General features: G+C 65.0%; 21 protein-coding genes and 1 pseudogene. 11 read left to right on the forward strand and 11 right to left on the reverse strand.

The window, feature by feature from the left end; all coding sequences use genetic code 11:
* Positions 1-181 precede the first annotated feature (181 nt).
* The 5 genes from secB to AC13EK_RS04380 all read left to right on the forward strand — a co-directional run bounded on the left by secB (position 182) and on the right by AC13EK_RS04380 (position 5,679).
* On the forward strand, positions 182-685 hold the full coding sequence (gene secB / locus AC13EK_RS04360; protein WP_069335970.1) for a protein-export chaperone SecB: 504 nt from the start codon (positions 182-184) through the stop codon (positions 683-685).
* A gap of 123 nt (positions 686-808) precedes the next feature.
* Positions 809-2,383 carry a murein biosynthesis integral membrane protein MurJ gene (murJ, locus tag AC13EK_RS04365; RefSeq protein ID WP_069335969.1) on the forward strand — a complete coding sequence of 525 codons (1,575 nt, stop codon included), beginning with the start codon at positions 809-811 and terminating at the stop codon, positions 2,381-2,383.
* Between the two features lie 20 nt (positions 2,384-2,403).
* Positions 2,404-3,408, forward strand: a complete 1,005-nt coding sequence (gene trpS / locus AC13EK_RS04370; RefSeq protein ID WP_069335968.1) for a tryptophan--tRNA ligase — start codon at positions 2,404-2,406, stop codon at positions 3,406-3,408.
* A gap of 210 nt (positions 3,409-3,618) precedes the next feature.
* Positions 3,619-4,266 (forward strand): DUF4136 domain-containing protein, encoded by a 648-nt coding sequence (locus tag AC13EK_RS04375; RefSeq protein ID WP_069335967.1) that lies wholly within the window; start codon positions 3,619-3,621, stop codon positions 4,264-4,266.
* A gap of 138 nt (positions 4,267-4,404) precedes the next feature.
* Entirely contained in the window at positions 4,405-5,679 is a 1,275-nt protein-coding gene (locus tag AC13EK_RS04380; protein ID WP_069335966.1) for a dicarboxylate/amino acid:cation symporter, read from the forward strand.
* A 484-nt stretch (positions 5,680-6,163) separates the two neighbouring features.
* Here AC13EK_RS04380 and dapE read toward each other — a convergent pair whose 3' ends face one another.
* On the reverse strand, positions 6,164-7,306 hold the full coding sequence (gene dapE, locus AC13EK_RS04385) for a succinyl-diaminopimelate desuccinylase (protein WP_069335965.1): 1,143 nt from the start codon (positions 7,304-7,306) through the stop codon (positions 6,164-6,166).
* A gap of 53 nt (positions 7,307-7,359) precedes the next feature.
* Here dapE and AC13EK_RS04390 point away from each other — a divergent pair, with 53 nt between their 5' ends.
* Together AC13EK_RS04390 and AC13EK_RS04395 are read left to right on the forward strand one after the other, a co-directional pair.
* The gene (locus tag AC13EK_RS04390) at positions 7,360-7,806 is read left to right on the forward strand and encodes a cupin domain-containing protein (RefSeq protein WP_010335647.1); all 447 of its coding nucleotides are present in this window, start codon (positions 7,360-7,362) and stop codon (positions 7,804-7,806) included.
* Positions 7,803-8,840, forward strand: a complete 1,038-nt coding sequence (locus AC13EK_RS04395) for a S66 peptidase family protein (RefSeq protein ID WP_277788179.1) — start codon at positions 7,803-7,805, stop codon at positions 8,838-8,840. The genes AC13EK_RS04390 and AC13EK_RS04395 overlap by 4 nt, the downstream gene beginning before the upstream one ends.
* A 58-nt stretch (positions 8,841-8,898) precedes the next feature.
* On the opposite strand, the gene AC13EK_RS04400 is transcribed toward AC13EK_RS04395, so the two are convergent.
* Positions 8,899-10,200: a dipeptidase gene (locus AC13EK_RS04400; protein ID WP_069335960.1), complete on the reverse strand. Its 1,302-nt coding sequence runs from the start codon at positions 10,198-10,200 to the stop codon at positions 8,899-8,901.
* An 81-nt stretch (positions 10,201-10,281) separates the two neighbouring features.
* Between AC13EK_RS04400 and aat the strand changes: the two genes are divergently transcribed.
* A complete protein-coding gene (gene aat, locus AC13EK_RS04405; RefSeq protein ID WP_069335959.1) occupies positions 10,282-11,034 on the forward strand; it encodes a leucyl/phenylalanyl-tRNA--protein transferase in 753 nt (250 codons plus the stop codon).
* Between the two features lie 35 nt (positions 11,035-11,069).
* Here aat and AC13EK_RS04410 read toward each other — a convergent pair.
* From AC13EK_RS04410 to AC13EK_RS04425, 4 genes and pseudogenes are all read right to left on the reverse strand, one after another.
* A pseudogene (locus AC13EK_RS04410) lies at positions 11,070-11,504 on the reverse strand (DUF2155 domain-containing protein); the annotation flags it as partial.
* Positions 11,483-11,881 carry an NADH:ubiquinone oxidoreductase subunit NDUFA12 gene (locus AC13EK_RS04415; RefSeq protein WP_483022057.1) on the reverse strand — a complete coding sequence of 133 codons (399 nt, stop codon included), beginning with the start codon at positions 11,879-11,881 and terminating at the stop codon, positions 11,483-11,485. The pseudogene AC13EK_RS04410 and the gene AC13EK_RS04415, both read right to left, overlap by 22 nt.
* Positions 11,882-11,931: 50 nt before the next feature.
* Positions 11,932-12,489, reverse strand: a complete 558-nt coding sequence (locus AC13EK_RS04420; RefSeq protein WP_010335653.1) for a DUF192 domain-containing protein — start codon at positions 12,487-12,489, stop codon at positions 11,932-11,934.
* Positions 12,490-12,537: 48 nt separating this feature from the next.
* Positions 12,538-13,062: a regulatory protein RecX gene (locus AC13EK_RS04425; protein WP_029547402.1), complete on the reverse strand. Its 525-nt coding sequence runs from the start codon at positions 13,060-13,062 to the stop codon at positions 12,538-12,540.
* A 163-nt stretch (positions 13,063-13,225) separates the two neighbouring features.
* Here AC13EK_RS04425 and AC13EK_RS04430 point away from each other — a divergent pair, with 163 nt between their 5' ends.
* Both AC13EK_RS04430 and AC13EK_RS04435 read left to right on the forward strand, forming a co-directional pair.
* Positions 13,226-14,986, forward strand: a complete 1,761-nt coding sequence (locus AC13EK_RS04430) for a fatty acyl-AMP ligase (protein WP_010335655.1) — start codon at positions 13,226-13,228, stop codon at positions 14,984-14,986.
* A gap of 108 nt (positions 14,987-15,094) precedes the next feature.
* Positions 15,095-17,398, forward strand: a complete 2,304-nt coding sequence (locus AC13EK_RS04435; RefSeq protein WP_069335957.1) for a putative bifunctional diguanylate cyclase/phosphodiesterase — start codon at positions 15,095-15,097, stop codon at positions 17,396-17,398.
* A gap of 9 nt (positions 17,399-17,407) precedes the next feature.
* Here the strand turns inward: AC13EK_RS04435 and AC13EK_RS04440 are convergent, their stop codons facing one another.
* From AC13EK_RS04440 to aroQ, 5 genes are all read right to left on the reverse strand, one after another.
* A complete protein-coding gene (locus tag AC13EK_RS04440) occupies positions 17,408-18,157 on the reverse strand; it encodes a ParA family protein (RefSeq protein WP_069335956.1) in 750 nt (249 codons plus the stop codon).
* Between the two features lie 84 nt (positions 18,158-18,241).
* Complete coding sequence (locus tag AC13EK_RS04445) at positions 18,242-18,586, reverse strand: arsenate reductase family protein (protein WP_069335955.1); 345 nt, start codon at positions 18,584-18,586, stop codon at positions 18,242-18,244.
* On the reverse strand, positions 18,583-19,935 hold the full coding sequence (gene accC, locus AC13EK_RS04450; protein WP_069335954.1) for an acetyl-CoA carboxylase biotin carboxylase subunit: 1,353 nt from the start codon (positions 19,933-19,935) through the stop codon (positions 18,583-18,585). The genes AC13EK_RS04445 and accC overlap by 4 nt, the downstream gene beginning before the upstream one ends.
* Positions 19,936-19,947: 12 nt before the next feature.
* Positions 19,948-20,436 (reverse strand): acetyl-CoA carboxylase biotin carboxyl carrier protein, encoded by a 489-nt coding sequence (gene accB, locus AC13EK_RS04455; protein WP_004210355.1) that lies wholly within the window; start codon positions 20,434-20,436, stop codon positions 19,948-19,950.
* An 83-nt stretch (positions 20,437-20,519) separates the two neighbouring features.
* Positions 20,520-20,960 carry a type II 3-dehydroquinate dehydratase gene (gene aroQ, locus AC13EK_RS04460; RefSeq protein ID WP_069335953.1) on the reverse strand — a complete coding sequence of 147 codons (441 nt, stop codon included), beginning with the start codon at positions 20,958-20,960 and terminating at the stop codon, positions 20,520-20,522.
* A gap of 131 nt (positions 20,961-21,091) precedes the next feature.
* On the opposite strand from aroQ, the gene thiS reads away from it, so the two are divergent.
* Complete coding sequence (thiS, locus tag AC13EK_RS04465; RefSeq protein WP_004210358.1) at positions 21,092-22,093, forward strand: sulfur carrier protein ThiS; 1,002 nt, start codon at positions 21,092-21,094, stop codon at positions 22,091-22,093.
* Positions 22,094-22,103 lie beyond the last annotated feature (10 nt).

Here is a 22,103-nt window from a genome sequence, read left to right on the forward strand (position 1 = left end):
ATAGGCATGTTTGCACGATACTTCAAATATCGGCTTGCCCTGTAAAGCGCAGCAATTGGCCGACGTTGCTTCCTGTCGGGCGGCATTGCCCTGATCTTTCGCCACTGCTAAGCGCGCGGATCGATATCGCGGGCCGTTCCGGCCCTTCGAGCAACGAACGATCAGCAAGGATTTGAGGACAATGGCCGACGAAGCCGACACTATCCAGACCAACCTGACCGGCAATGGCGCCGACACCGCGCCGCAGATCGCGCTGATCAGCCAATATGTTAAGGATCTGTCGTTCGAAAATCCGAACGCCCCGGCCGTCTATCAGTGGCAGGACCAGCCGCAGATCGACGTCCAGTTCAACATCGGCGCCGATCGCGTCGGTGACGAAGTGCTGGAAATCGCCCTGAAGATCGAAGTGAAGGCCGTCGCGCCGCAGGGCACCGCCTTTGCCGTCGAACTCGTCTATGCGGCCCTGTTCGGCATGCGCAACGTGCCCGAGGACCAGATCCAGCCCTTCATGCTGGCCGAAGCGCCGCGCCTCGTCTTCCCCTTTGCCCGCCGCGTGCTGGCCGACGCGATCCGCGACGGCGGCTTCCCGCCGCTGCTGCTCGATCCGATCGATTTCGGTGCGCTCTATCTGCAGCAGGCCGAACAGATGCAGCAGACCGCAGGCGAACCCGCCGGCCACGCCTGATTGCATCATGAATACCCATCCGTTCGCCCTGAGCCTGTCGAAGGGCGCGGCTGAGCGTAGCGAAGCCCTTTCGCTACGCTCAGGGCAGGGCTTCGACTTCGCTCAGCCCGAACGGAGATTGCCATGAAATTGGTGAAGGCCCTTGGCTCCGTCGGCGGGCTGACGCTCGCCAGCCGGGTGCTGGCGCTGGTGCGCGATTCGCTCGCGGCTCGTTATGTCGGCGCCGGCTTCGCGTCGGACGCCTTCAACGGCGTCGCCTTCCGCCTGCCCAATATGTTTCGCGCGCTTTTTGCCGAGGGCGCCTTCTCCGCCGCCTTCATCCCGCTGTTCAACAAGAAGGCGGCCGGGCCGGGCGGCATGGCGGGCGGCTATCATTTCGCAGAGCGGGCGCTGGCCGTGCTGCTGCCGGTGCTGATCCTGTTCACGATCGTGCTGCTGGCGGCGGCCTGGCCGATCACCTGGGCGCTGTCGGGCGGCTTTTCGCGCCAGAATCCGACGCCGGATCAGTTCGCCTTCGCCGTCACCTTGTCGCGCATCACCATTCCCTATCTGGCGTTGATCAGCCTGGCTTCTTTGCTGGGCGGTATATTGAATTCGCTCGACAAATTCTGGGTCAATGCGGCCGCGCCGATCCTGCTCAACGTCGCGATGATCGCGGGTCTGTGGTTCTTCCACGGCGCCGACGAATATGAGACCGCGCGGGTGCAGGCCATGTCGGTCACGGTCGGCGGCGCGTTGCAACTGCTTTGGCTGATCTGGGCCTGCAAGCGGGCCGGCGTCTCGATGAAGCTCAAGCGCCCCCGCCTCGACGCCGATGTGCGCGAGCTGCTGCGCCTGATCGTGCCGGCCGCTGCCGGCGCCGGCGCATCGCAGATCAACCTCTTGATCTCCACTGCGCTGTCGGGCTGGCTGCTCGCCTCGGGCTCGATCACCTATATTTATTATGCCGACCGGTTGAATCAGTTGCCGCTCGGCCTGATCGGCATCGGTCTGGGCACCATCCTCCTCCCCACCATCTCGCGCATGCTGTCGAAGGGTGAGGATCAGGCGGCGATGGAGACGCAGAACCGGGGCATCGAACTCGCCCTGTTCCTGACCCTGCCGGCGACCGTCGCCTTCATCACCGTGGCCGAACCGATCGTGCGCGGCCTGTTCCAATATGGCCGCTTCAGCGCCGAGGATGCGATGCGCTGCGGCTGGGCACTCTCCGCCTTCTCGATCGGCCTGCCCAGCTATGTGCTCGTGAAGGTGCTGACGCCGGGCTATTATGCGCGCGGCGATACGAAGACGCCGGTGCGCTATGCGATGTTGTCGATCGCCATCAATATCGTCGGCAATCTCGCGATGATCCCCACGCTCGGTCATATCGGGCCGCCGCTCGCCACCGCGCTCTCCTCCACCGTCAATGTCGCGATGCTCTATCGCACGCTGGTCGCGCGTGGCCATTTCACCGCCGACCCGCAACTGCGCCGCCGTATCCCGCGCCTCGCCGTCGCGGCGGTCGTCATGGGCGTGGCGCTCTGGGCGGGAGAGGATCTGCTCGATCCGATGCTGTCGGGCACGATGGTCAGCCGCTATATCGGGCTTGCCCTGCTTGTCGGCGCGGGCGTCGCGCTGTACGGGCTGGCATGCTTCGTCACCGGCGCCTATCGCCTATCCGACCTCAAGGCGCTGATGCGGCGGCGAGGCACCCCATAATCAACAGAATGGATTAGAGTATGCGCGTCCTTTCCGGCATCCAGCCCACCGGCAATCTGCACCTTGGCAACTACCTTGGCGCGATCCGCAACTGGGTGCGGATGCAGGACGAGATGGACGCGGATTCGCAGTGCTTCTTCTTCCTCGCCGACATGCACTCGATCACCGTGCATGAAGGGCGCGAGCAGCGCATCCGCAACGTGCGCGACATGGCCGCCGCCTTGGTCGCCTCGGGCATCGACCCGGATCGCTCGGTCCTCTTCAACCAGGCGCGCGTGCCGGCCCATGCCGAACTCGCCTGGCTCTTGAATGGCACCGCCCGTATTGGCTGGCTCAACCGCATGACCCAGTTCAAGGACAAGGCGGGCAAGGACCGTGAGGGCGCGTCGGTCGGCCTGTTCGTCTATCCGGTGCTGCAGGCGGCCGACATCCTGCTCTATCAGGCGACCCATGTTCCCGTGGGCGAGGACCAGAAGCAGCATCTCGAGCTGTCGCGCGACATTGCCACCAAGTTCAACACCGACTTCGGCGTCGATGTCTTCACCCTGCCGGCCCCGATCATCCCCAAGGAATCGGCGCGCATCATGTCGCTGCGCGACGGCACGGCGAAAATGTCCAAGTCCGACCCCTCGGACCTGAGCCGCATCAACCTGACCGACGAGGATGATGCGATCATGACCAAGGTGAAGAAGGCCAAGACCGATCCCGAACCGCTGCCGGAAACGGCGGAAGGCCTGGCCGGTCGTCCGGAAGCGACCAACCTGATCGGCATCTACGCCACCCTGTCGAACAGCACGCCCGATGCGGTCTGCGCGCAGTTCGCCGGCAAGGGCTTCGGCGCGTTCAAGCCGGCGCTGGGTGAATTGCTGGTCGAAACGCTGCGGCCGATGCGCGAGCGCTTCGTGGAACTGCGCACCGACGATGCCGCGCTCGATGCGATCCTCGACAAGGGCGCGGCCAAAGCGGCGGCGGCAGCCGAACCGACCCTGCGCGCGGCCTATGACGCCATGGGCCTGATGCGCTGAGTGATGCCCTGATGCCACAGGGGGCGGGGAAAGAATCCATTCCCTGTGGCAGGCATACGGAATGGGCGCCACCGCTCCGTCCCTTCATTGACCGGACATGGCTTGCGTCCAATCGACGGGTTGGTGCGTTCAAACGATGTTCAGTTGCGTTTTGCTAGAGCAGGGCGCAAGAAGACTAACAGGCATCCGCCTGATTCAGGACGCGAAAAAATGAAAGCTTTCAGCAAGATCGGCCTTTTCGCAGCGCCCGCGCTGGCGTTGGTGGCCCTGTCCGGCTGCGCCACGTCGTTCAAGGCGGACGTCGCCCGTTTCCAGCAGCTCCCCGCACCCGCAGGGCAGAGCTACACGATCGTGGCAGACGATCCCAAGCTCGCCGGTGGGCTCGAATTTTCCCATTATGCCCAGATGGTCGGGCAACGCCTGACCCAGACCGGCTATGTCGCCGCTGGCGATCCGGCCAAGGCCGACCTCATCGTGCGTGTCGCCTATGATGTCGACAATGGTCGCGAGCGCGTGCGCTCGACCGGTGGTTTCGGCCCGAGTCCCTATTTCGGCGGCGGCTGGGGCTATGGCCGCTGGGGTCGCCCCTGGGGCTATGGCTTCTATGATCCCTGGCTGTTTGGCGGCGGCGGCTTCAACGACGTGTCGAGCTACACCGTCTATACCAGCGACCTCAGCATGAAGATCGATCGTGCTGCCGACAATCTGCGCCTGTTCGAGGGCAAGGCCAGCGCCCAGTCGCTGTCCAACAAGCTGACCTATCTGGTGCCGAACCTGATCGACGCCATGTTCACCAATTTCCCCGGCCAGAATGGCGAGGATGTGAAGATCACCCTGCCGCCCGAAAAGAAGGGCTGAGCAGCAGCAATACGGTCGGCTCCCAGCCAGACCAAATTGGCCCGGCGATCCCTGCGATCGCCGGGCTTTCTTTTTGCCTGCAAGCTTTTAGGCTGATCGGCAGGGGAGAGATGCCGTCATGCATCAGGGGGAATGCACATGTCGTTGACGGTCAGGATCATGATAGCGCTGGTCGCGGGGCTGGCGTGCGGCATTGCCCTGTCGGAATTTGGCGGCGCGCTGGATGCGCGCATCGTCGATATCGCCCAGCCAGTCGGCAAGGCCTGGCTCAACGGGCTCCAGATGCCGCTCATCCCGCTGATCTTTGCGCTGCTCGTCACAGGTGTCGCATCCGCCGCCAGCACGGCGCGGACCAGCGGCACGGCGACCCGGACGCTGATCCTCTTTGCGCTGCTGCTCACTGCCTCGGCGGCTGTCGCGGCGCTGCTGGGGCTGTTGCTGCTGCAATTCTGGCCAGTGCCGGCTGGCGCTGTGGGGGCGCTCACCGGGGCGGGGCCGGCCAGCGAGGTGCCCGGCGTTCGCCCGTCCGCCGAATGGTTGCTGGGTTTCATCCCGGCCAACCCGATCCGCAGTGCGGCCGAGGGGCAGGTGGTCGCCGTCGTCCTCTTCGCCCTCGTCTTCGGCTTTGCCGTGACGCGGGTGGCGGAGGAGCGGCGCGCCGCGCTGACGGGCTTCCTCGCCGCGCTGGTCGATACATTGCTGATCGTCGTCGGCTGGGTGTTGTGGCTCGCCCCGATCGGGGTGTTCGCCCTGGCATTGGTGGCCGGTAGCCGCTCAGGCCTCGCCACCGCCGGGGCACTGCTCCACTATATAGCCTTCATCGTCCTCATTTGCCTGGCTGTGACGGCGCTGGTCTACCCGCTGGTGATCCTGTTGGGCCAGATCGCGCCCGGCCGTTTTGCCCGTGCGGCCTTGCCGGCCCAGCTCATCGCCTTTTCGACGCAAAGCTCGATCGCCTCGTTGCCGGCGATGATCGCAGCGAGCGACGGCCCGCTGGCGGTGCGGGAAAGCACGCGCTCCATCGTGCTGCCGCTCGCCATCTCGCTGTTCCGCATCACCAGTCCGCCCGCCAATCTGGGCGTCGCCCTCTATGTGGCGGCGATGAACGGCGTGGCGCTCGGCCCGGTGCAGATCATGTTGGGCGTCGCGGTCGCCGCGATCGTCAGCCTGGCGGCGGTCGGCTTGCCGAGCCAGATCACCTTCTTCACCACCACCGGTCCCATCTGCCTCGCCATGGGCGTCCCGGTCGAGGCGTTACCGCTATTGCTCGCGGTGGAAACCGTGCCCGACATCTTCCGTACCGTTGGCAATGTCACCGCCGACATGGGGGTGACTCGCATCATCGATCGACTGGGCGCGACGCCTGTTGGCACCAATTTACGTGAAGATACGGAGAAAAATGATGCCAATTGATTGCTGCGGCAATTTTTATCATGATTTTTCATAATATTGTTCTTGCCTCCCGTCCGGGGCATCGCGATCAGAAGCTAAGGAGTAGGAGCGAGCCATCGGTCCGGCCTTCGTCAAGTAAGGCCAAGCTACAGGCCGCCACGTAGCAAGATTACCTTTCTTTAACTGGTGTCTTTTCGTGGATCGCTCCAAACGGTGCGCCACGGAGAAATTTGATGAATCAGAAAGTCTGCTGGCCCGATACTAGCTGGTCTTATGTTGATGAATTCGGGGTCTGGTGCCCGTCCTGTTCCACGCAGATCGCAAAGGTCGAGGAACTTACCGCCGATTGGCGTGAGCCTGCGAAATGCGCATGCGGATATCCCGAAGAGGAATGATCGCGGAGCAGAGGGCAACTGCTCCTCTGTTCAAGATGTGATCATGCTCACCCGTCATGCCGGGCTTGGGCGCCCGCTCTGGACGAATTGCTTCCAGGCAGACGGTTAATCTAGCCCCGCAGCGCCCGTTCCGTGATCAGCGTGTAGATGCGGGTTAGGTCGTGCAGGTCGGCGACCGCAACGGCCTCGTCCAGCTTGTGCATCGTCGCATTGTTGAGGCCGAATTCCGCTACCGGGCAGAGGCGCGAGAGGAAGCGTGCATCCGACGTGCCGCCGGTGGTCGACAATTCGGTGTCGAGGCCCGTCACGTCGCGGATAGCACCGCCGATCAGGGTGGAGAGCGTGCCCGGCTGCGTCAGGAAGGGCTCGCCGCTGATCTTCGCCTCGACGCTGCCGCCCTCACTCGTCGCGATCGCGCTGATCCGCTCGATCAACGATGCGCCGCTATGCTGGTCGTTGAAACGGATCGAGATGCGCGCCGTTGCCGCCGCCGGGATGACATTATGCGCCGGGTTGCCGACTTCCAGGTCGGTGATCTCGATATTGCTGGGCTGGAACCAGTCGGTGCCCTCGTCCAGCACCTCGGCATCGATCTTGGCCAGGATGCGGACCAGCGCCGGGATCGGATTGTCGGCCAGGTGCGGATAGGCGACATGGCCCTGCGTGCCCGCCACCTTGATCCACATGTTGACCGAGCCGCGCCGGCCGATCTTCACCACGTCGCCCAGCCGGGCCGAGGAGGTGGGTTCGCCGACCAGGCACATGTCGGGGTGCAGGCCATGGGCGACCATCCGGTCCATCAGCGCGAGCGTGCCATAGGTGGCCGGGCCTTCCTCGTCACCGGTGATGATCAGGCTGATCGTGCCAGGCAGGCCGTCGGGCAATTCGTGCAGCGCCGCGACGAAGGCAGCGATCGCGCCCTTCATGTCGACCGCGCCGCGGCCGTAGAGCAGGTCGCCGCGCACCACCGGGGTGAAAGGATCGCTGGCCCAGCCATGGCCGGGCGGGACGACGTCGAGATGGCCGGCAAAGGCGAAATGCGGGCCGGCGCCGGTGGTGCGCCAGGCGAGCAGATTTTCGACCGGGCCGTCGGGCGCGACGCCGCTGACGAAACGGTCTACGGTGAAGCCCAGCGGAACCAGCATCGCTTCCAGTTCGGCGAACACATCGCCGACGGCCGGGGTGACGGAGGGGCAGGCGAGCAGACGCTCGGCCAGGGCCAGGGCGTCATGATTGGTGCTGGTCTTGGTCATGGGGCAGCGTTAGCGAAAGCCGTCTTTCTTGACCAGCGCAGAGGAGAGGGGCCATGCCGAAGATCGATCTCGCCGCCATTCCACAAAGCAATGCCACCGGCTATCCGGGCGATCATGCGCTGGCGGTGGCCGGTCGCTACTATCGCCGGCTGGCCCCGGCGACGGGTCTTGGCGATTTCGGCGTCAGCCACGTCGTGCTGAAACCCGGCGCAGCCTCATCGCAACGCCACTGGCATGAGGGCGAGGACGAATTTGTCGTCCTGCTGTCGGGCGAGGCGGTGCTGGTCGAGGAGGGCGGGCGCACGCCGATGGCACCGGGCGACATGGCGGCCTTTCCCAAGGGGGTGGCGGATGGCCATCATCTGCTTAACGAAAGCGATGAGGACTGCGTGTTGCTTGCCTTTGGCCGTCCGTCTGTCAGTGATTGCCATTATCCCGATATCGATCTGCACCTGTCCGGTGGGGTCTATCGCCACAAGGATGGGAGCGTTTTTGCATGATGGATCGTCGTGGGTTGCTGGCCGGAATAAGTGGTGCTGTGGTCGCGGCGGGCGTGCCCTCGGTTTCGGCAGCGGCGCCCGCCGGGCTGATCCGGCCGCCGCGCCTGCGCGAAGGGGATGTGGTCGGCCTGGTCGAGCCGGCGGGTTTCACCGATGACGCCTTCGATCTGGACCTGGTCAAGGATACGATCCGGGCGATGGGGCTCAAGCCCAAGGCCGCGCCGCATCTGGTCGAGCGCTATGGCTATCTGGCGGGCAAGGATGCCGACCGCGCCGCCGACGTCAACGCCATGTATGCCGATCCGGAGGTGAAGGCGGTGTTCGCGGTGCGCGGCGGCTGGGGCTGCGCGCGCATGCTACCCTATCTCGATTTCAAGACGATCCGCGCCAATCCCAAGCTGTTGACCGGCTTTTCCGATATCACGGCGCTGCATCTCGCCTTTGCGGCCCGCGCCGGCTTCACCACCATCCATGGCCCCAATGCCGCCAGCGGCTGGGGCAAGCTCAGCTGGGACAGTTTTCGCGCGGTGGCGTTCGACGGGGCGACACCGACCTATGTCAATCCGGTGGGGACGGAGGATAGGCTGGTGCCGCGCAGCGGCCGCATCCGCACCTTTGGCAGCGGCAAGGCGAGCGGGCGGCTGCTGGGTGGCAATCTCACCGTGCTGACGGCGCTGATGGGCACGCCCTGGTTGCCCGATTTCACCGGCGCGATCCTGTTCGTGGAGGAAACCAACGAGGCGGAATATCGCATCGACCGGATGCTGACCCAATTGTCGCTGGCGGGCATATTGCCAAAGCTCGCCGGATTCGTCTTCGGCCAATGCACCAGTTGCACGGCCACCGGCGTGTCCTATGGCGGCTTCACCCTGTCGGAAGTGCTGGAGCAGCATCTGGCGCCGCTCGGCATCCCCGCTTTCCAGGGCGCGCTGTTCGGCCATATCGCCAACCAGTTCAGCCTGCCGGTCGGCGCCCGCGCCGAAATCGACGCGGACGCGGGTACGATCCGGTTGTTGGAGCCGGCTGTCAGTTAGAGCCTGATCGTTTGAGCTGGAAGCGCTCCGCGCTTCCAGCGATGGCGTGAATCAGGCTCTATTCCTTTGTTGCGGGCTTGGCGCCGTCCAGCGAGGCGACGGTGCCATTGCCGATCGGCTCGCCTTTCATCCCCTCTGCAACCTTCTCGGCCGCCGCCATGACGCGCAGCACATTCTCGCCGGCCAGCTTGGCGATGTCGGCATCGCTCCAGCCGCGGCGCATCAGTTCGGCCAGCAGCGCGGGATAGGTGGCGACGCTGCCCAGCCCCTGGGGCAGCGATCCCACGCCGTCGAAATCGCTGCCGATGCCGACATGGTCGACGCCCGCAACCTTGGCGATATGGTCGATATGGTCGGCGACCATCGACAGGGTGACGACCGGTTCGGGATTGGCCTTTTCCCATTCCGCCAGCGCCTTCTTCGCGCCCTCGGGATCACCGATATAAAGGCCGCCAAAGGGCGGGGCGTTATAGCGGGCCATTTCCGCGCTGCGCGCCGCGCTCCAGACCCGGCGGGCCTCCGACACATATTGCGGCGCGAAATTGACCATGACCACGCCGCCATTGGCCGCGACCTGCTGCAGGATCGCGTCGGACACGTTGCGCGGCGTGTTGCACAGCGCGCGTGCGCTGGAATGGGAGAAGATGACCGGCGCCTTGCTGACCTTCAGCGCGTCCATCATCACGCCTTCGCTCACATGGGCGAGGTCGACCAGCATGCCCAGGCGGTTGAGTTCATGCACCACCGCCTCGCCGAACGGGGTGAGGCCGTCATGCTGGGGATTGTCGGTGGCGCTGTCGGCCCAGGCGATGGTTCGGCTGTGGGTCAGCGTCAGATAGCCGACGCCAAGGTCGTGATAGGCGCGCAGCACGGCCAGGCTGCCGTCGATCTGGCCGCCGCCCTCGACCCCGATCATCGACGCGATCCGTCCGGCCTTGTGCGCGGCACGGACCTCGGCAGCGGTCGTGGCGAGGGTGAAGTCCTGCGGGTAGCGGCGGGCGAGGCTGTGGACCAGTTCGATCTGCTCGACCGTGTCCTTCACCTGCTGCAGTTCGGGCAGGTCGGCCGACACCCAGACGGACCAGAATTGCCCGCCCATCTGCCCGGCCCGCAGGCGGGTGATGTCGGTATGATATTGGCTGGGATCGAGCCGGTCGAGCGGCATGGTCCAGCGGGCGTCCCCGGCCTTGCCGGCCATCGCTTCGGGCCAGTCATTATGGCCGTCGATCAGCGGGGTGGCCTTCAGCACCTTGGCGATTCGCGCGGCATAGCGATCGGATGCGGGCGCGGCCGAGGCGGCGAAGGGGAGGGCGACGGTGGCGAGGAGCAGCGGCAGGGGTGCGAGGCGGAGGGATGTCATGGCGCGGGAGACTAGGGGGGCGACGTATCAAGTCAATCGCGGCTGGCGGGCGGGTGCGACATTGGCTAGACCCTTGAATCGATGACGATCGATCCGCTGTTGCTGCTGCAGGCCTATGCCATCGGCGTGTTCCCGATGTCCGATGACCGGCAGGCCGACGATGTCTATTGGGTCGAGCCCAAAAGGCGGGCGATCCTGCCGCTCCATGCCCTTCACCTGTCACGTTCGCTGTCAAAGACGATCCGGCAGGACAGGTTTCGCGTCACCGCCAACCGCGCCTTTGCCGGCATCGTCGCCCTATGTGCGGAAGCCGCGCCCGATCGTCCGTCGACCTGGATTAATGGCCCGATCGAGCGCGCCTATCGCCATCTCCACGAACTGGGCTTTGCCCATTCGATCGAATGCTGGGACGGGGATGAACTGGTCGGCGGCCTCTATGGCGTGGCGCTGGGTGGTGCCTTTTTCGGCGAGTCCATGGTGTCGCGCCGCACCGACGCGTCAAAGGTGGCGCTGGCCTGGCTGGTGGCGCGGATGCGCTTTGGCGGCTTCAGCCTGCTCGACTGCCAGTTCATGACCGATCATCTGCACAGCATGGGCGCGCAGGAAATCAGCCAGCGCGACTATCTTCAGTTGTTGGGCGTTGCCGTCGGCGACGTGCCGCTGGGAACGGGCGACGCAGCGCTGTCGGCCGGTTCGGGCGCGGCGGCCGAACTGGCGTTTGCGCCGCTGGCCGGCGATGCGGCGGCAGGCACCTTGCCCTTGTCGCCCAGCTTGACCGTGGCAGGACCGCTTTCGGGCCATTCCATCGTGCAGCTCTTGACCCAGACGTCATAGACCGGGTGCTGGACGACATTGCGGTCGGGCCGTTCGCGGAACAGCCAGCCGGAAAAATTGCGGCGCCACTTGCCGTCGGAACTGCTGCGCACGTCCAGCTGCACGAAGGCGCCGGTTTCCTGCACATTCTCCCAGGGGGCCGTGGTCTCGCACGCCTGCAGGCGGACGATGGCATCGCCGACGCGCAGCGCCTCGCCGGGCTTCATCGTCAGGTCGCGGGTCAGGCCGTTGCGCTTGTTGAGCAGGCCGATCACGGCGGTGCGCTCGGCCATCGGCGTGCCGGACAGGCTGGCCTCGTCCGCGTTGCGGATAGGCTGGCCCTCGATCTTTACCGGGCCGCTCTGATTCGCTTCTGGCGCATCATTGCGACCGCAGGCCGCCAGCAGCGCGCACCCCAGAAGCGGCGCGCCAAGCAGGATCGGCGGGAATCCCCCCGCCGGACGCCGAATCATGCCGCGTCGGGGCTCCATGCCTCGTAATCGCCGGTCGCCTTCTGGCGCTGGCCGCCCTTTTCGAGCGCGCCCGAGGGACGATAGGCGTTGGCGGTGCCGGTCGCGTTGGGGGTGAATTCCTTTTCCCAGATGCGCGGCGGCGGCAGGAAGCTTTCGGGCGTGCTCTCGATCGAGTGGTGCAGCCAGCCATGCCATTCGGCCGGCACGCGGCTCGAATCATTGGCGCCGTTATACATCACCCAGCGGCGCGTCAGGCCGTTCGGATCGACGCCGCCTTCATAATAGACATTGCCCTGATGGTCCTCGCCCACTTTCGTGCCCTTGCGGGCCGTGAAGAGCCAGGTGCCGAAGGTGGCGCCATTCCACCAGGTGAAGATGTTTGCCAGGATACCCATGGCCGATGCGCTTAGCCGCTGGGATTGACGTGGGCAAGGACGATATGGCCCTAACGGGCGGTTGTCGGGCAGAAATCGAGGTCGATCGCGCTCTTGCCGTCGGTTGTTGCGCATTTGCCCCAGGATAGGCGGTCGCCTTCCTTGATCCCCAGTTCCGCGGCGCGGCCGCCGCGCAGTTCCAGCACCGCCACCACCGGCACGCCGGCGGACACCGGCTCGCGTGAATAGGGGGCGACATTGGCGCCGATGAAGGCGATCGTGCCGTCCGTATGGATGAACAGCATGTCGAGCGGGATGATCGTGTTCTTCATCCAGAAGCTGGCGGTGCGCGGCGGCTCCATCGGGAACAGCATGCCCTTGTCGGCATCCAGCGCCTTGCGGAACATCAGCCCCTGTTCCTGCTCCGCCTCGGTCCGGGCGACTTCCACGTCGAAGCGATGCACCCCCTTCGCCGTGTGGATGACGAGGGGGAGCAGCGCGCCCTGCGGCGCGGCGGCCTGGACATTGCCGCTGTCATTTGCGGCGTCGGCGCCGGCATCGGGCTTTGCAGAGCAGGCCAGGAGCAGCGCGGGCAGGGCGGCGGCGAAAAGCAGTCGGGTAAGGATCATGCAATCCTGCCTAGCGGGTTTCGGGGAGGTGCGGGAGAGAATTAACCCTCAATCCTCCGCTTCGGGGAAGTCGCCGGGTGCTGCATCGACCCAGCGCCGGGCCAAGGCATAATCATGGCCGGCGCGCAGGAAGGCGGCGATCGCCTTTTCCCGTCCCTTGGGATCGGGCGCCTGCATTGCATAGGGGCCGATCCGCTTGCGTCGGGCGAATCGGTCGGCTGCCGCCCAGCGATCGGCCTGTGCCTGGGCATCGGCGGCGCCACGATCGGCCTCCTCTATGCCGGCGGCGCGCAGCGTTTCGGTGATGCGGCGGGCGCCATAGCCGCGCCGGCCAAGGGCGGCGCTCTTCATCAGGGCAAAGCTGCTGTCGTCGACATAGCCCAGTTCTGCAAAGCGGGCGACCAGCGCTTCGGGATCGGCCGGCGCTTCCCCGCCCCATCCGCGCTCGCGCAATTTGCGCGCAAGATAGGCGAGCAGCTTGCCGCGGCTGGTCGCGAACCGGCCGGCATAGCGCAGCGCCAATTCGCGCAATGCGTCTTCATCCAGGGGTGGGGGCGGGCGTTTGCTGGTCATGACCGGTCGTGCATTGTGCGCCATCATGCGCTAAGCGCCATCTTTATGCCACAGTCGGGCCGGAATTTTACCGCGCCTTATGGTCTAGAAGCACAGGCTGGATTGAAACTATCCGGTGCAAGTCGACGTCAAAACTGATAGCGGCCGCCGGAATATGACAGATATGACATTGGGTGACACCAATATGACGGGTTCGCAGATTATGATGGCACCTACGCCGACCAACGATGTTCTTCCGCGCCGCTTCTCCGATTTCGAGACGTTGGGCGAAGCGTTGGATTATGCGGCGCAGGGCAAGCGCGGTCTCAATTTCCATGATGCGCGCGGCAATCTGGCGCGGCCCTATCCGTTCAGCGCACTGCGCGAGGACGCGATCGCCTGTGCCCATCGCCTGATCGCCCATGGCGTGAAGCCCGAGGACCGCGTCGCCCTCGTCGCCGAAACCGGCGCCGACTTCGCCATGCTGTTCTTCGGCATCGTCTATGCCGGCGCCTGGCCTGTGCCGCTGCCGCTGCCGACCAGCTTTGGCGGCAAGGAAAGCTATATCGACCAGCTCAATGTCCAGCTGTCGAGCTGTGACCCGATGCTGTTCCTCTTCCCCAAGGAACTGGAGGACATGGCGGGCGAATCCGGTCGGCAGAAGTCGGTCGAGAGCATCGCCTTCGAGGATTTCATCGCCCGCGACGCGGTCCCCTGCGACCTGCCGCAGGCCAAGGGCGAGGAAATCGCCTATCTGCAATATTCGAGCGGTTCGACCCGCTTCCCCCATGGCGTCGCCGTGACGCACCATGCGCTGCTGTCCAACCTGTCGGCGCATAGCCATGGCATGGAAGTGCAGGAAAGCGATCGCTGCATCAGCTGGCTGCCCTGGTATCATGACATGGGCCTGGTCGGCTGCTTCCTGTCGGTCGTCGCCAACCAGGTGTCGACCGACTATATGAAGACCGAGGATTTCGCCCGCCGTCCGCTGGCCTGGCTGGACCTGATCAGCCGCAATGAAGGCACCTCGATCAGCTATTCGCCGACCTTCGGCTACGACATCTGCGCGCGTCGCATGTCGAGCCAGACCAAGGCGGCCGATCGTTTCGACCTGTCGCGCTGGCGCTTGGCCGGCAACGGCGCCGACATGATTCGCCCCGACGTGATGCAGAGCTTTGTTGATGCGTTTGGCGATGCCGGCTTCAGCCCCAAGGCGTTCCTGCCGAGCTATGGCCTGGCCGAAGCGACCCTGGCGGTCACCATCATGCCGCCGGGCGAAGGCATCATCGTCGAACTGGTCGAGGAAACCGACCTGTCGGGCGGTGCCGCACCGGAAGGCCGTCCGCAGCGTTTCCGCTCGATCGTCAATTGCGGCAAGCCCGCCAAGGACATGATCGTCGAGATCCGGGACGAGGATGGCGGCCTGATGAACGAGCGCCAGATCGGCAAGGTCTGGACCACCGGCCCCTCGCTGATGGTCGGCTATTTCCGCGATCCCGAAGCGACCGAGGCCTGCATGGCGGATGGCTGGCTGGACACGGGCGACATGGGCTATCTGTCCGATGGCTATCTCTACATTGTCGGCCGCGCCAAGGACATGATCATCATCAACGGCAAGAATCACTGGCCCCAGGATATCGAATGGGCCGTGGAACAGCTGCCGGGCTTCAAGCAGGGTGACATTGCCGCCTTTGCGATCACCACGCCGGGCGGCGAGGAAGCGCCGGCGGTGCTGGTCCATTGCCGCACCTCCGACAATGAGGAGCGTTCGCGTCTGCGCGACCAGATTCGCGAGCGGGTTCGCGCCATCACCGGCATGAACTGCGTCGTCGAACTGGTACCGCCGCGCACCCTGCCGCGCACCAGCTCCGGCAAGCTCAGCCGGTCCAAGGCACGCAACCTCTATCTGACCGGCGAGATCCGTCCTTACGATATCGCTGCCTGATCGGGCGACGCATACCGATTGATAACCATTGCCTGCTAGGCCGGGCATGTGGGTATCGAGCAAGGGCAATCCGAAACCGACCGACAGGGACGGGGCTCGCTAAGGGCGATGATGGGGCTCGCACGCCTCGTCGATGAAGCCGATATGCGCGTCCTGACTGCCCAGTTGCAGTCGGCAGACAGCGTCGCGCTGCTGCGTCTGGCGATGAACGTGTTCGGCCTGCTGTTCCTCTGGCGCGTGTTCGGTAGTCATGTTTCGGCGACCGTCATGATCGGCTGGAGCGTCGCGCTGATCGGCGCCGTTGCCATCAGTGCCCTGTTGATCCATCGCCGGAAGATCGGCGCAGGCGGCGTGCCGCAGGCGCGCGACCTGCGCCGCCATGCCCTGACCGGCCTGCTGCACGGCCTGGTCTGGGCGGCCTGCATGACGCTTTTTTCGAGGGGAGAGGGGGCCGAGCATCTGGTGGCGCTCTGGACCCTCATCAGCTGCATCATGGTGTGCGGCGCAATCAGCTATGCGGCGACGCCGCTGGCCGCGATCGCTTTCCTGGTCCCCTGCATTGTCGGCCTGTCGGCGATGTTCGATGGCGAAACCCTGTTGCCGCTGCGGGCGCTCGCCACCAGCTATGCACTGTCGCTGCTGGTCGGCTGCCTCATCTATGCCCGCACCTTCGCGCGCCAGCACAGCACCACGGTCCAGTTGGCCGAGCAGACCGAAGTCGTCAGCCTGTTGCTGCGCGAATATGAGCAGGGCGCATCCGACTGGCTGTGGCAGACCGATGCGCTGCGCCGGATCAGCGGCGTATCCCAGCGTTTCGCCGAAAGCGTCGGCATGACGCCGCAGGCGCTGGAAGGGGCGCCGCTGGTCCAGGTTCTGGCTGGCGCCGGATGGGAAAGCGGCCGCTTCGCCTCCAGCCTGCATAGCCTGGCGGATCATCTCAAGCGGCGGGAGAGCTTCAGCAATCTGGCGTTGCCCGTCGATGTGCAGGGGCGCACGCGCTGGCTCGAACTGTCGGCCTCGCCCCGCTATGATGACAATGGCAATTTCCAGGGCTTTCGCGGTGTCGGGTCCGATATCACCGTCCAGCGGGAATCGGCCGACAAGATCGCCCAGCTGGCGCGGTTCGACACGCTCACCGGCCTGCCCAACCGCGCCCATCTGCGCGATGCGCTGGATCAGGCGATGGCAGACACCGGCAATCGCCGGCCCGGCTGCGCGTTCCTGATGCTTGATCTCGACCGGTTCAAGGCGATCAATGACAGCCTGGGCCATCAGGTCGGCGACCAGCTGCTCAGCCAGGTGGCGCAGCGCCTGCGCCATGTCTGTGGCGGTGCCGGCTTTTGCGGTCGTATCGGTGGCGATGAATTTGGCGTGGTGATCGCGCGGATCGACGACGACCGGGCGGTGGCGCGCCTGTCGATCGCGATCATCGACGCGCTGTCGGCCCCCTATCAGATCGATCAGCATGTGCTGCATGTCGGGGCGTCGGTTGGCTCGGCCGTCTCGCCGATCGACGGGCACCAGTCCGAATCGATCATTCGCAGCGCCGATCTGGCGCTCTATCGCGCCAAGGACGAAGGGGGCGGCGTCCATTGTCCCTATGAGCCGCAGCTGCATGCCAAGGCGGAGGAACGGCAGCGTCTGGAGCAGGCGCTGCGCGAGGCGCTGGAGAAGGATCAGCTCCATCTTCTCTATCAGCCGGTGGTGGATGCCACCTCAGGCGTGATTACCGGTTTCGAGGCGCTGGCGCGTTGGACCCATCCCGAACTGGGGCCGATCCCGCCGTCGAAATTCGTGCCGGTGGCCGAGGAGGCTCGGTTGATCGGGCCGATCGGCGAATGGGTGCTGCGGACCGCCTGCCGCGAGGCGATGCGCTGGCCCGCGCATATAAGGGTCGCCGTCAACGTGTCGGCGGAACAGCTGCACCAGTCCAACTTCATCTCCGCAGTGATCAATGCGCTGGCCCAGAGCGGGCTCGATGCGCGGCGGCTGGAGCTGGAGGTCACCGAAAGCGTGTTCATGCATGAGGATGACGGCGCGCTGCGCGTGCTGGATCAGTTGCAGGCGATGGGCATACAATTGTCGCTCGACGATTTCGGCACCGGCTATTCCTCGCTTGGCTATCTCAGCCGCACCCGTTTCAACACGATCAAGATCGATCGCAGCTTCGTCGTCGGGGCGGCACATAACACGCCGGAGAATCTGGCGATCATCCGGGCGGTGGTGACGCTGGCGGAAAGCCTGGGCATGTCGACTACGGCGGAAGGGGTGGAAACCGCGACCGAGCTGGACATGGTGCGCCGGCTGGGCTGCAAGAAGGTGCAGGGCTATTATTATGGCCGGCCGATGCTGCCGCAGGATGCGGCGCGCCTGTTCCCCGATCCGCCGGCGCAGGCCTGCGCCGTAGGCTGAGGCAGGGCCTCAGCCCTGCTGAACCTGCCGTTCGACCATCGTCCATAGCGCGCCGAAGGCCTGGGCCGGGGGCGAGGCGGGGGCGAAGGCGCCCAGTGGCTTGCGACGGACCGTCATCTGCTCGATCGTGCTGGCCATAGGGATCGCGCCCCAGCCGGGCTGTTCGTCCAGTGCCTTGCGATGCAGGCTGCGGCGGCGGTCGACCATCGAATAGACCGGCAGGATCGGCGCATGATTGCCGCCGCGCTGCACCAGATAGCGTGCCACCTCGCCCATCGCGCGCTGCGACAGGGGGGAGGGGATGACCGGGATGACGATCAGGTCGGCGGCGCGCAGCACCTGCTCGCTGGTTTCGGTGAGGCCCGGCGGGCAATCGAGGATGATGCGGTCATAATCCTTGCCCAGGCTCTCGATCAGCTTGGCCAGCCGCTTCTTCTTGTCCATCTCGCGGAACAGATGGTCGAGGCTGCGCAGCGAGGTGTCGGCGGCGATCAGGTCCAGACCCGGCACGGTGGTGGGCTGGATCAGCTTGCGGACCTCGACATCCTTGCTGAAGATGGCCTGGGCGGCATCGCGGCTTTCAAGATCGGTGGAGAGGAGCCAGCTCGACGCGGCCTGCGGGTCGAGGTCCCAGAGCAGGGTCCGCCGCTTCGATATGCTCGCCGACGCCCAGGCGAGGTTGACCGAAAAGGTGGTTTTGCCAACGCCCCCCTTGAGGCTGTAGACGGCGATGGTCGCCAATGCCGGTTCCTTTGCCATGGGAGAGGAAGCTACGGCTTCCCCCCGTCAAAGCAAGGGCTCAAATCAGCCGCTTGTTACATGGGCGTGACAAGCGGCTGATATTCAGAGAATTTCCAGAACCTTGTCCTGGGGGCGGCAGAAGCGCACGCCTTTCTCGGTTTCGACGAAGGGGCGGTTCACATAGGCCGGATTGGCCGCCATCTCGTCCAGGATCGCATCCGCCGTCATGTCGGGCAGACCGCGTTCCTCGGCATCGGTGCCCATCTTGCGGATCGCTTCGGCCGGGGTCATCCCGGCGTCGGCGAACAGCTGGGCCAGCTTGTCGCGCGTGAAGGGGGTCTTGAGATATTCGACCACCTCCACCTCGACGCCTGGCGTTTCCTCAAGGATCGCCAGCGTCTTGCGCGACGTGCCGCATTTGGGATTGTGCCAGATGGTGGCCTTCACTGGCCATCCTTACGGGCAAGCCATTCTTCCAGCCACTTGATCGTATAGTCGCCATTGAGGAATTCGGGATCCTTCAGCAGCGCCTGGTGCAGCGGGATGGTGGTCTTCATCCCTTCGATCACATATTCCTCCAGCGCGCGGCGCAGACGCATGATCGCGCCCTCGCGGGTGCGGCCATAGACGATCAGCTTGCCGATCATGGAGTCGTAGTAAGGCGGCACCTTATAGCCCTGATACAGGCCGCTATCGACGCGGACATGCATGCCGCCCGGAACATGATAGCTGGTGACGGTGCCCGGAGAGGGCGCGAAGGTCTTGGGATCTTCCGCGTTGATGCGGCATTCGATCGCATGGCCGGTGAAGCGGATATCTTCCTGGTTCACCGACAGCGGCTTGCCTTCGGCAACGCGGATCTGTTCGCGCACCAGGTCGAGGCCGGTGATCATCTCGGTCACGGGATGTTCCACCTGCAGGCGGGTATTCATCTCGATGAAGTAGAATTCACCATTTTCCCACAGGAACTCGATGGTGCCCGCGCCGCGATAGCCCATGTCGGCCATCGCCTTGGCACAGATGCCGCCGATCCGTTCGCGCTCGGTCTGGCTCAGGACGGGCGAGGGCGCTTCTTCCAGCACCTTCTGGTGACGGCGCTGCAGCGAGCAGTCGCGTTCGCCAAGATGGATGGCGTTGCCATTGCCGTCACCGAACACCTGGATTTCGATGTGGCGCGGATTGCCGAGATATTTCTCGATATAGACGGTGGCGTCGCCGAACGCGGCCTTCGCTTCCGAACCGGCCTGCTGCATCAGCGTTTCTAGCTGGTCGGGCGAGGTGCAGACCTTCATGCCGCGACCGCCGCCGCCGGACGCGGCCTTGATGATCACCGGATAGCCGGCAGCATCGGCAATCGCGCGCGCTTCCTCGACATCGCTGACCGCGCCGTCCGAACCGGGCACCAGCGGCAGGCCGAGCGCGCCAGCGGTACGCTTCGCCTCGATCTTGTCGCCCATGGTGCGGATATGTTCGGGCTTGGGACCGACAAAGGCGAGACCATGGGCCTCGACGATCTCGGCGAACTTGGCGTTTTCGCTGAGGAAGCCATAGCCCGGATGGATCGCGTCGGCGCCGCTGATCTCGGCTGCAGAGATGATCGCGGCGATGTTGAGATAGCTGTCCTTGGCGGCGGGCGGCCCGATGCAGATCGCCTCGTCGGCGAGGCGCACATGCATGGCATCGGCGTCGGCGGTCGAATGGACCGCCACCGTCTTGATGCCCATTTCATGGCAGGCGCGGTGGATGCGCAGCGCGATTTCGCCCCGGTTGGCGATCAGCAGTTTTTCGATGGCCATGGGATCGCGGCCTTATTCGATGACGATCAGCGGCTGGTCATATTCGACCGGCTGGCCGTTATCGACCAGCACGGCCTTGACGGTGCCGGCGACGGGCGCGGTAATCGCGTTCATCACCTTCATGGCCTCGACGATCAGCACGGTTTCACCGGCCTTTACCTGTGCACCGACGCGCGCGAAGGGCGCGGCGCCCGGCTCGGCCGAAAGATAGGCGGTGCCAACGATCGGCGACTTCACCACATTGCCGGCGGGCAGGGCAGGCTCGGCCGCCGCGGCGGGAGCAGCGGCCGGTGCCGCAGCAGGGGCAGCGACGGGTGCCGCTACGGCAGCGGGCGCTGCGAAGATGGGGGCTCCGCCACCGATCTTGCGCGCCACGCGAATCTTGCGATCGCCGTCCTCGACCTCGATCTCGGTCAGGTTGGTGTCGTCCAGCAAAGCTGCCAGTTCGCGCACCAGGGTGACGTCCACCTGCATCGCGCCCTTGTCATGCTTGTCGTTCATGCTTGACCCTTGTCGTCTTTCAAAATGCGTTCTGGCGGCCAGCGCCTATGCTCATTTGCGCCAAAGCGCAACTTTTGTGCGTTCTACAGTTCCAGAGCTGCTTCGAGCGCCAGCATGTAGGACATGGCGCCAAAGCCCGCGATCGTGCCCTTGGCGGCCATGCCGACATAGGATTTGTGGCGGAAGGCCTCGCGCGTGTGCGGGTTAGACAGGTGGATCTCTATCACCGGCACGGTGATGCTCTTGATCGCATCATGCAGCGCGATCGACGTGTGGGTATAGGCGCCGGGATTCATGATGATGGCGTGGGCGCCCTCGCGATGCGCCTCCTGCATCCAGTCGACCAGATGGCCTTCATGATTGGACTGGCGGAAGTCGATTTCGACATGGGCGCGGTGGGCGGCATCCTCCATCCGCTCGGCAATGTCGTCCAGCGTGTCATAGCCGTAGATTTCCGGTTCGCGGGTGCCGAGCATGTTGAGGTTCGGGCCGTTGAGAACATAGATTTTGCGTGTGTCCGCCATGGCGATCCCCCAGTCGGTCGAGACTTGTCTGTTGCGGGCGCGGCGTCGCCGCCCCTATATGCGCGCTGATCTTTAGCCCTTCGTGTCGCGCCAAGTCGAGACACGTTTCCAGCCACGAACGGGATAATGTAGTGAGCATCGACGGCACCATCTCCATCCATATCAATGGCGAGCATCGCCGCATCCGCGACGGCCTGACCCTGGCCGAGCTGGCGAGCGAGCTGGGCTTCGCGCCGGAGAAGGTGGCGGTGGAGCGCAATCTGGAAGTGGTGCCGCGCTCGACCCTGGCCGATGTGAAGGTCGAAGACGGCGACGAGTTGGAGATCGTCCATTTTGTGGGTGGCGGCGATGTGTCCCCGGTGGATGACGATAGCTGGACGGTGGCGGGCAAGACCTTCCGCTCGCGCCTGATCGTGGGCACCGGCAAATACAAGAATTTCGAGCAGAATGCCGCCGCGCTGGTCGCGTCGGGGGCGGAGATCGTCACCGTGGCGGTGCGTCGCGTCAATGTGTCCGATCCCAACGCGCCGATGCTGACCGACTATATCGACCCGAAAAAGGTCACCTACCTGCCCAACACCGCCGGCTGCTTCACCGGTGAGGAGGCGATCCGCACCCTGCGCCTGGCGCGCGAGGCGGGCGGCTGGGAACTGGTGAAGCTGGAAGTGCTGGGCGAAGCGCGGACGCTCTACCCGGATATGGTCGAAACGCTGCGCGCGACCGAGGTGCTGGCCAAGGAAGGCTTCAAGCCGATGGTCTATTGCGTTGACGATCCGATCGCGGCCAAGCGGCTGGAGGATGCCGGGGCGGTCGCGATCATGCCGCTGGGCGCGCCGATCGGGTCGGGCCTGGGCATCCAGAACAAGGTGACGATCCGCCTGATCGTGGAAGGCACCAAGCTGCCCGTGCTGGTCGATGCGGGCGTGGGCACCGCGTCTGAAGCGGCGCAGGCGATGGAGCTGGGCTGCACCGGCGTGCTGATGAACACCGCCATTGCCGAGGCGAAGGACCCGGTGCTGATGGCGGCGGCGATGAAGGCGGGTGTCGAGGCCGGCCGCATGGCCTATCGCGCCGGCCGCATGGGCAAGCGCATGTATGCCGACCCGTCGAGCCCGCTTGCCGGCCTGATCTGATTCCAGGGCG

The sequence above is a fragment of the Sphingobium sp. L-44 genome (genome assembly GCF_056859495.1).

Excerpts from the sequence above, each read along its gene's own strand:
- AC13EK_RS04395 (WP_277788179.1), top strand. The coding sequence starts at position 7,803 with ATGATGGATCGTCGTGGGTTGCTGGCCGGAATAAGTGGTGCTGTGGTC.
- AC13EK_RS04420 (WP_010335653.1), bottom strand. The coding sequence starts at position 12,489 with ATGATCCTTACCCGACTGCTTTTCGCCGCCGCCCTGCCCGCGCTGCTC.
- AC13EK_RS04435 (WP_069335957.1), top strand. The coding sequence starts at position 15,095 with ATGATGGGGCTCGCACGCCTCGTCGATGAAGCCGATATGCGCGTCCTG.
- AC13EK_RS04375 (WP_069335967.1), top strand. The coding sequence starts at position 3,619 with ATGAAAGCTTTCAGCAAGATCGGCCTTTTCGCAGCGCCCGCGCTGGCG.
- trpS (WP_069335968.1), top strand. The coding sequence starts at position 2,404 with ATGCGCGTCCTTTCCGGCATCCAGCCCACCGGCAATCTGCACCTTGGC.
- AC13EK_RS04425 (WP_029547402.1), bottom strand. The coding sequence starts at position 13,062 with ATGACCAGCAAACGCCCGCCCCCACCCCTGGATGAAGACGCATTGCGC.
- AC13EK_RS04415 (WP_483022057.1), bottom strand. The coding sequence starts at position 11,881 with ATGGGTATCCTGGCAAACATCTTCACCTGGTGGAATGGCGCCACCTTC.
- AC13EK_RS04430 (WP_010335655.1), top strand. The coding sequence starts at position 13,226 with ATGACATTGGGTGACACCAATATGACGGGTTCGCAGATTATGATGGCA.
- murJ (WP_069335969.1), top strand. The coding sequence starts at position 809 with ATGAAATTGGTGAAGGCCCTTGGCTCCGTCGGCGGGCTGACGCTCGCC.
- accB (WP_004210355.1), bottom strand. The coding sequence starts at position 20,436 with ATGAACGACAAGCATGACAAGGGCGCGATGCAGGTGGACGTCACCCTG.
- AC13EK_RS04400 (WP_069335960.1), bottom strand. The coding sequence starts at position 10,200 with ATGACATCCCTCCGCCTCGCACCCCTGCCGCTGCTCCTCGCCACCGTC.
- dapE (WP_069335965.1), bottom strand. The coding sequence starts at position 7,306 with ATGACCAAGACCAGCACCAATCATGACGCCCTGGCCCTGGCCGAGCGT.
- AC13EK_RS04390 (WP_010335647.1), top strand. The coding sequence starts at position 7,360 with ATGCCGAAGATCGATCTCGCCGCCATTCCACAAAGCAATGCCACCGGC.
- AC13EK_RS04380 (WP_069335966.1), top strand. The coding sequence starts at position 4,405 with ATGTCGTTGACGGTCAGGATCATGATAGCGCTGGTCGCGGGGCTGGCG.
- AC13EK_RS04440 (WP_069335956.1), bottom strand. The coding sequence starts at position 18,157 with ATGGCAAAGGAACCGGCATTGGCGACCATCGCCGTCTACAGCCTCAAG.
- accC (WP_069335954.1), bottom strand. The coding sequence starts at position 19,935 with ATGGCCATCGAAAAACTGCTGATCGCCAACCGGGGCGAAATCGCGCTG.
- aroQ (WP_069335953.1), bottom strand. The coding sequence starts at position 20,960 with ATGGCGGACACACGCAAAATCTATGTTCTCAACGGCCCGAACCTCAAC.
- aat (WP_069335959.1), top strand. The coding sequence starts at position 10,282 with ATGACGATCGATCCGCTGTTGCTGCTGCAGGCCTATGCCATCGGCGTG.
- secB (WP_069335970.1), top strand. The coding sequence starts at position 182 with ATGGCCGACGAAGCCGACACTATCCAGACCAACCTGACCGGCAATGGC.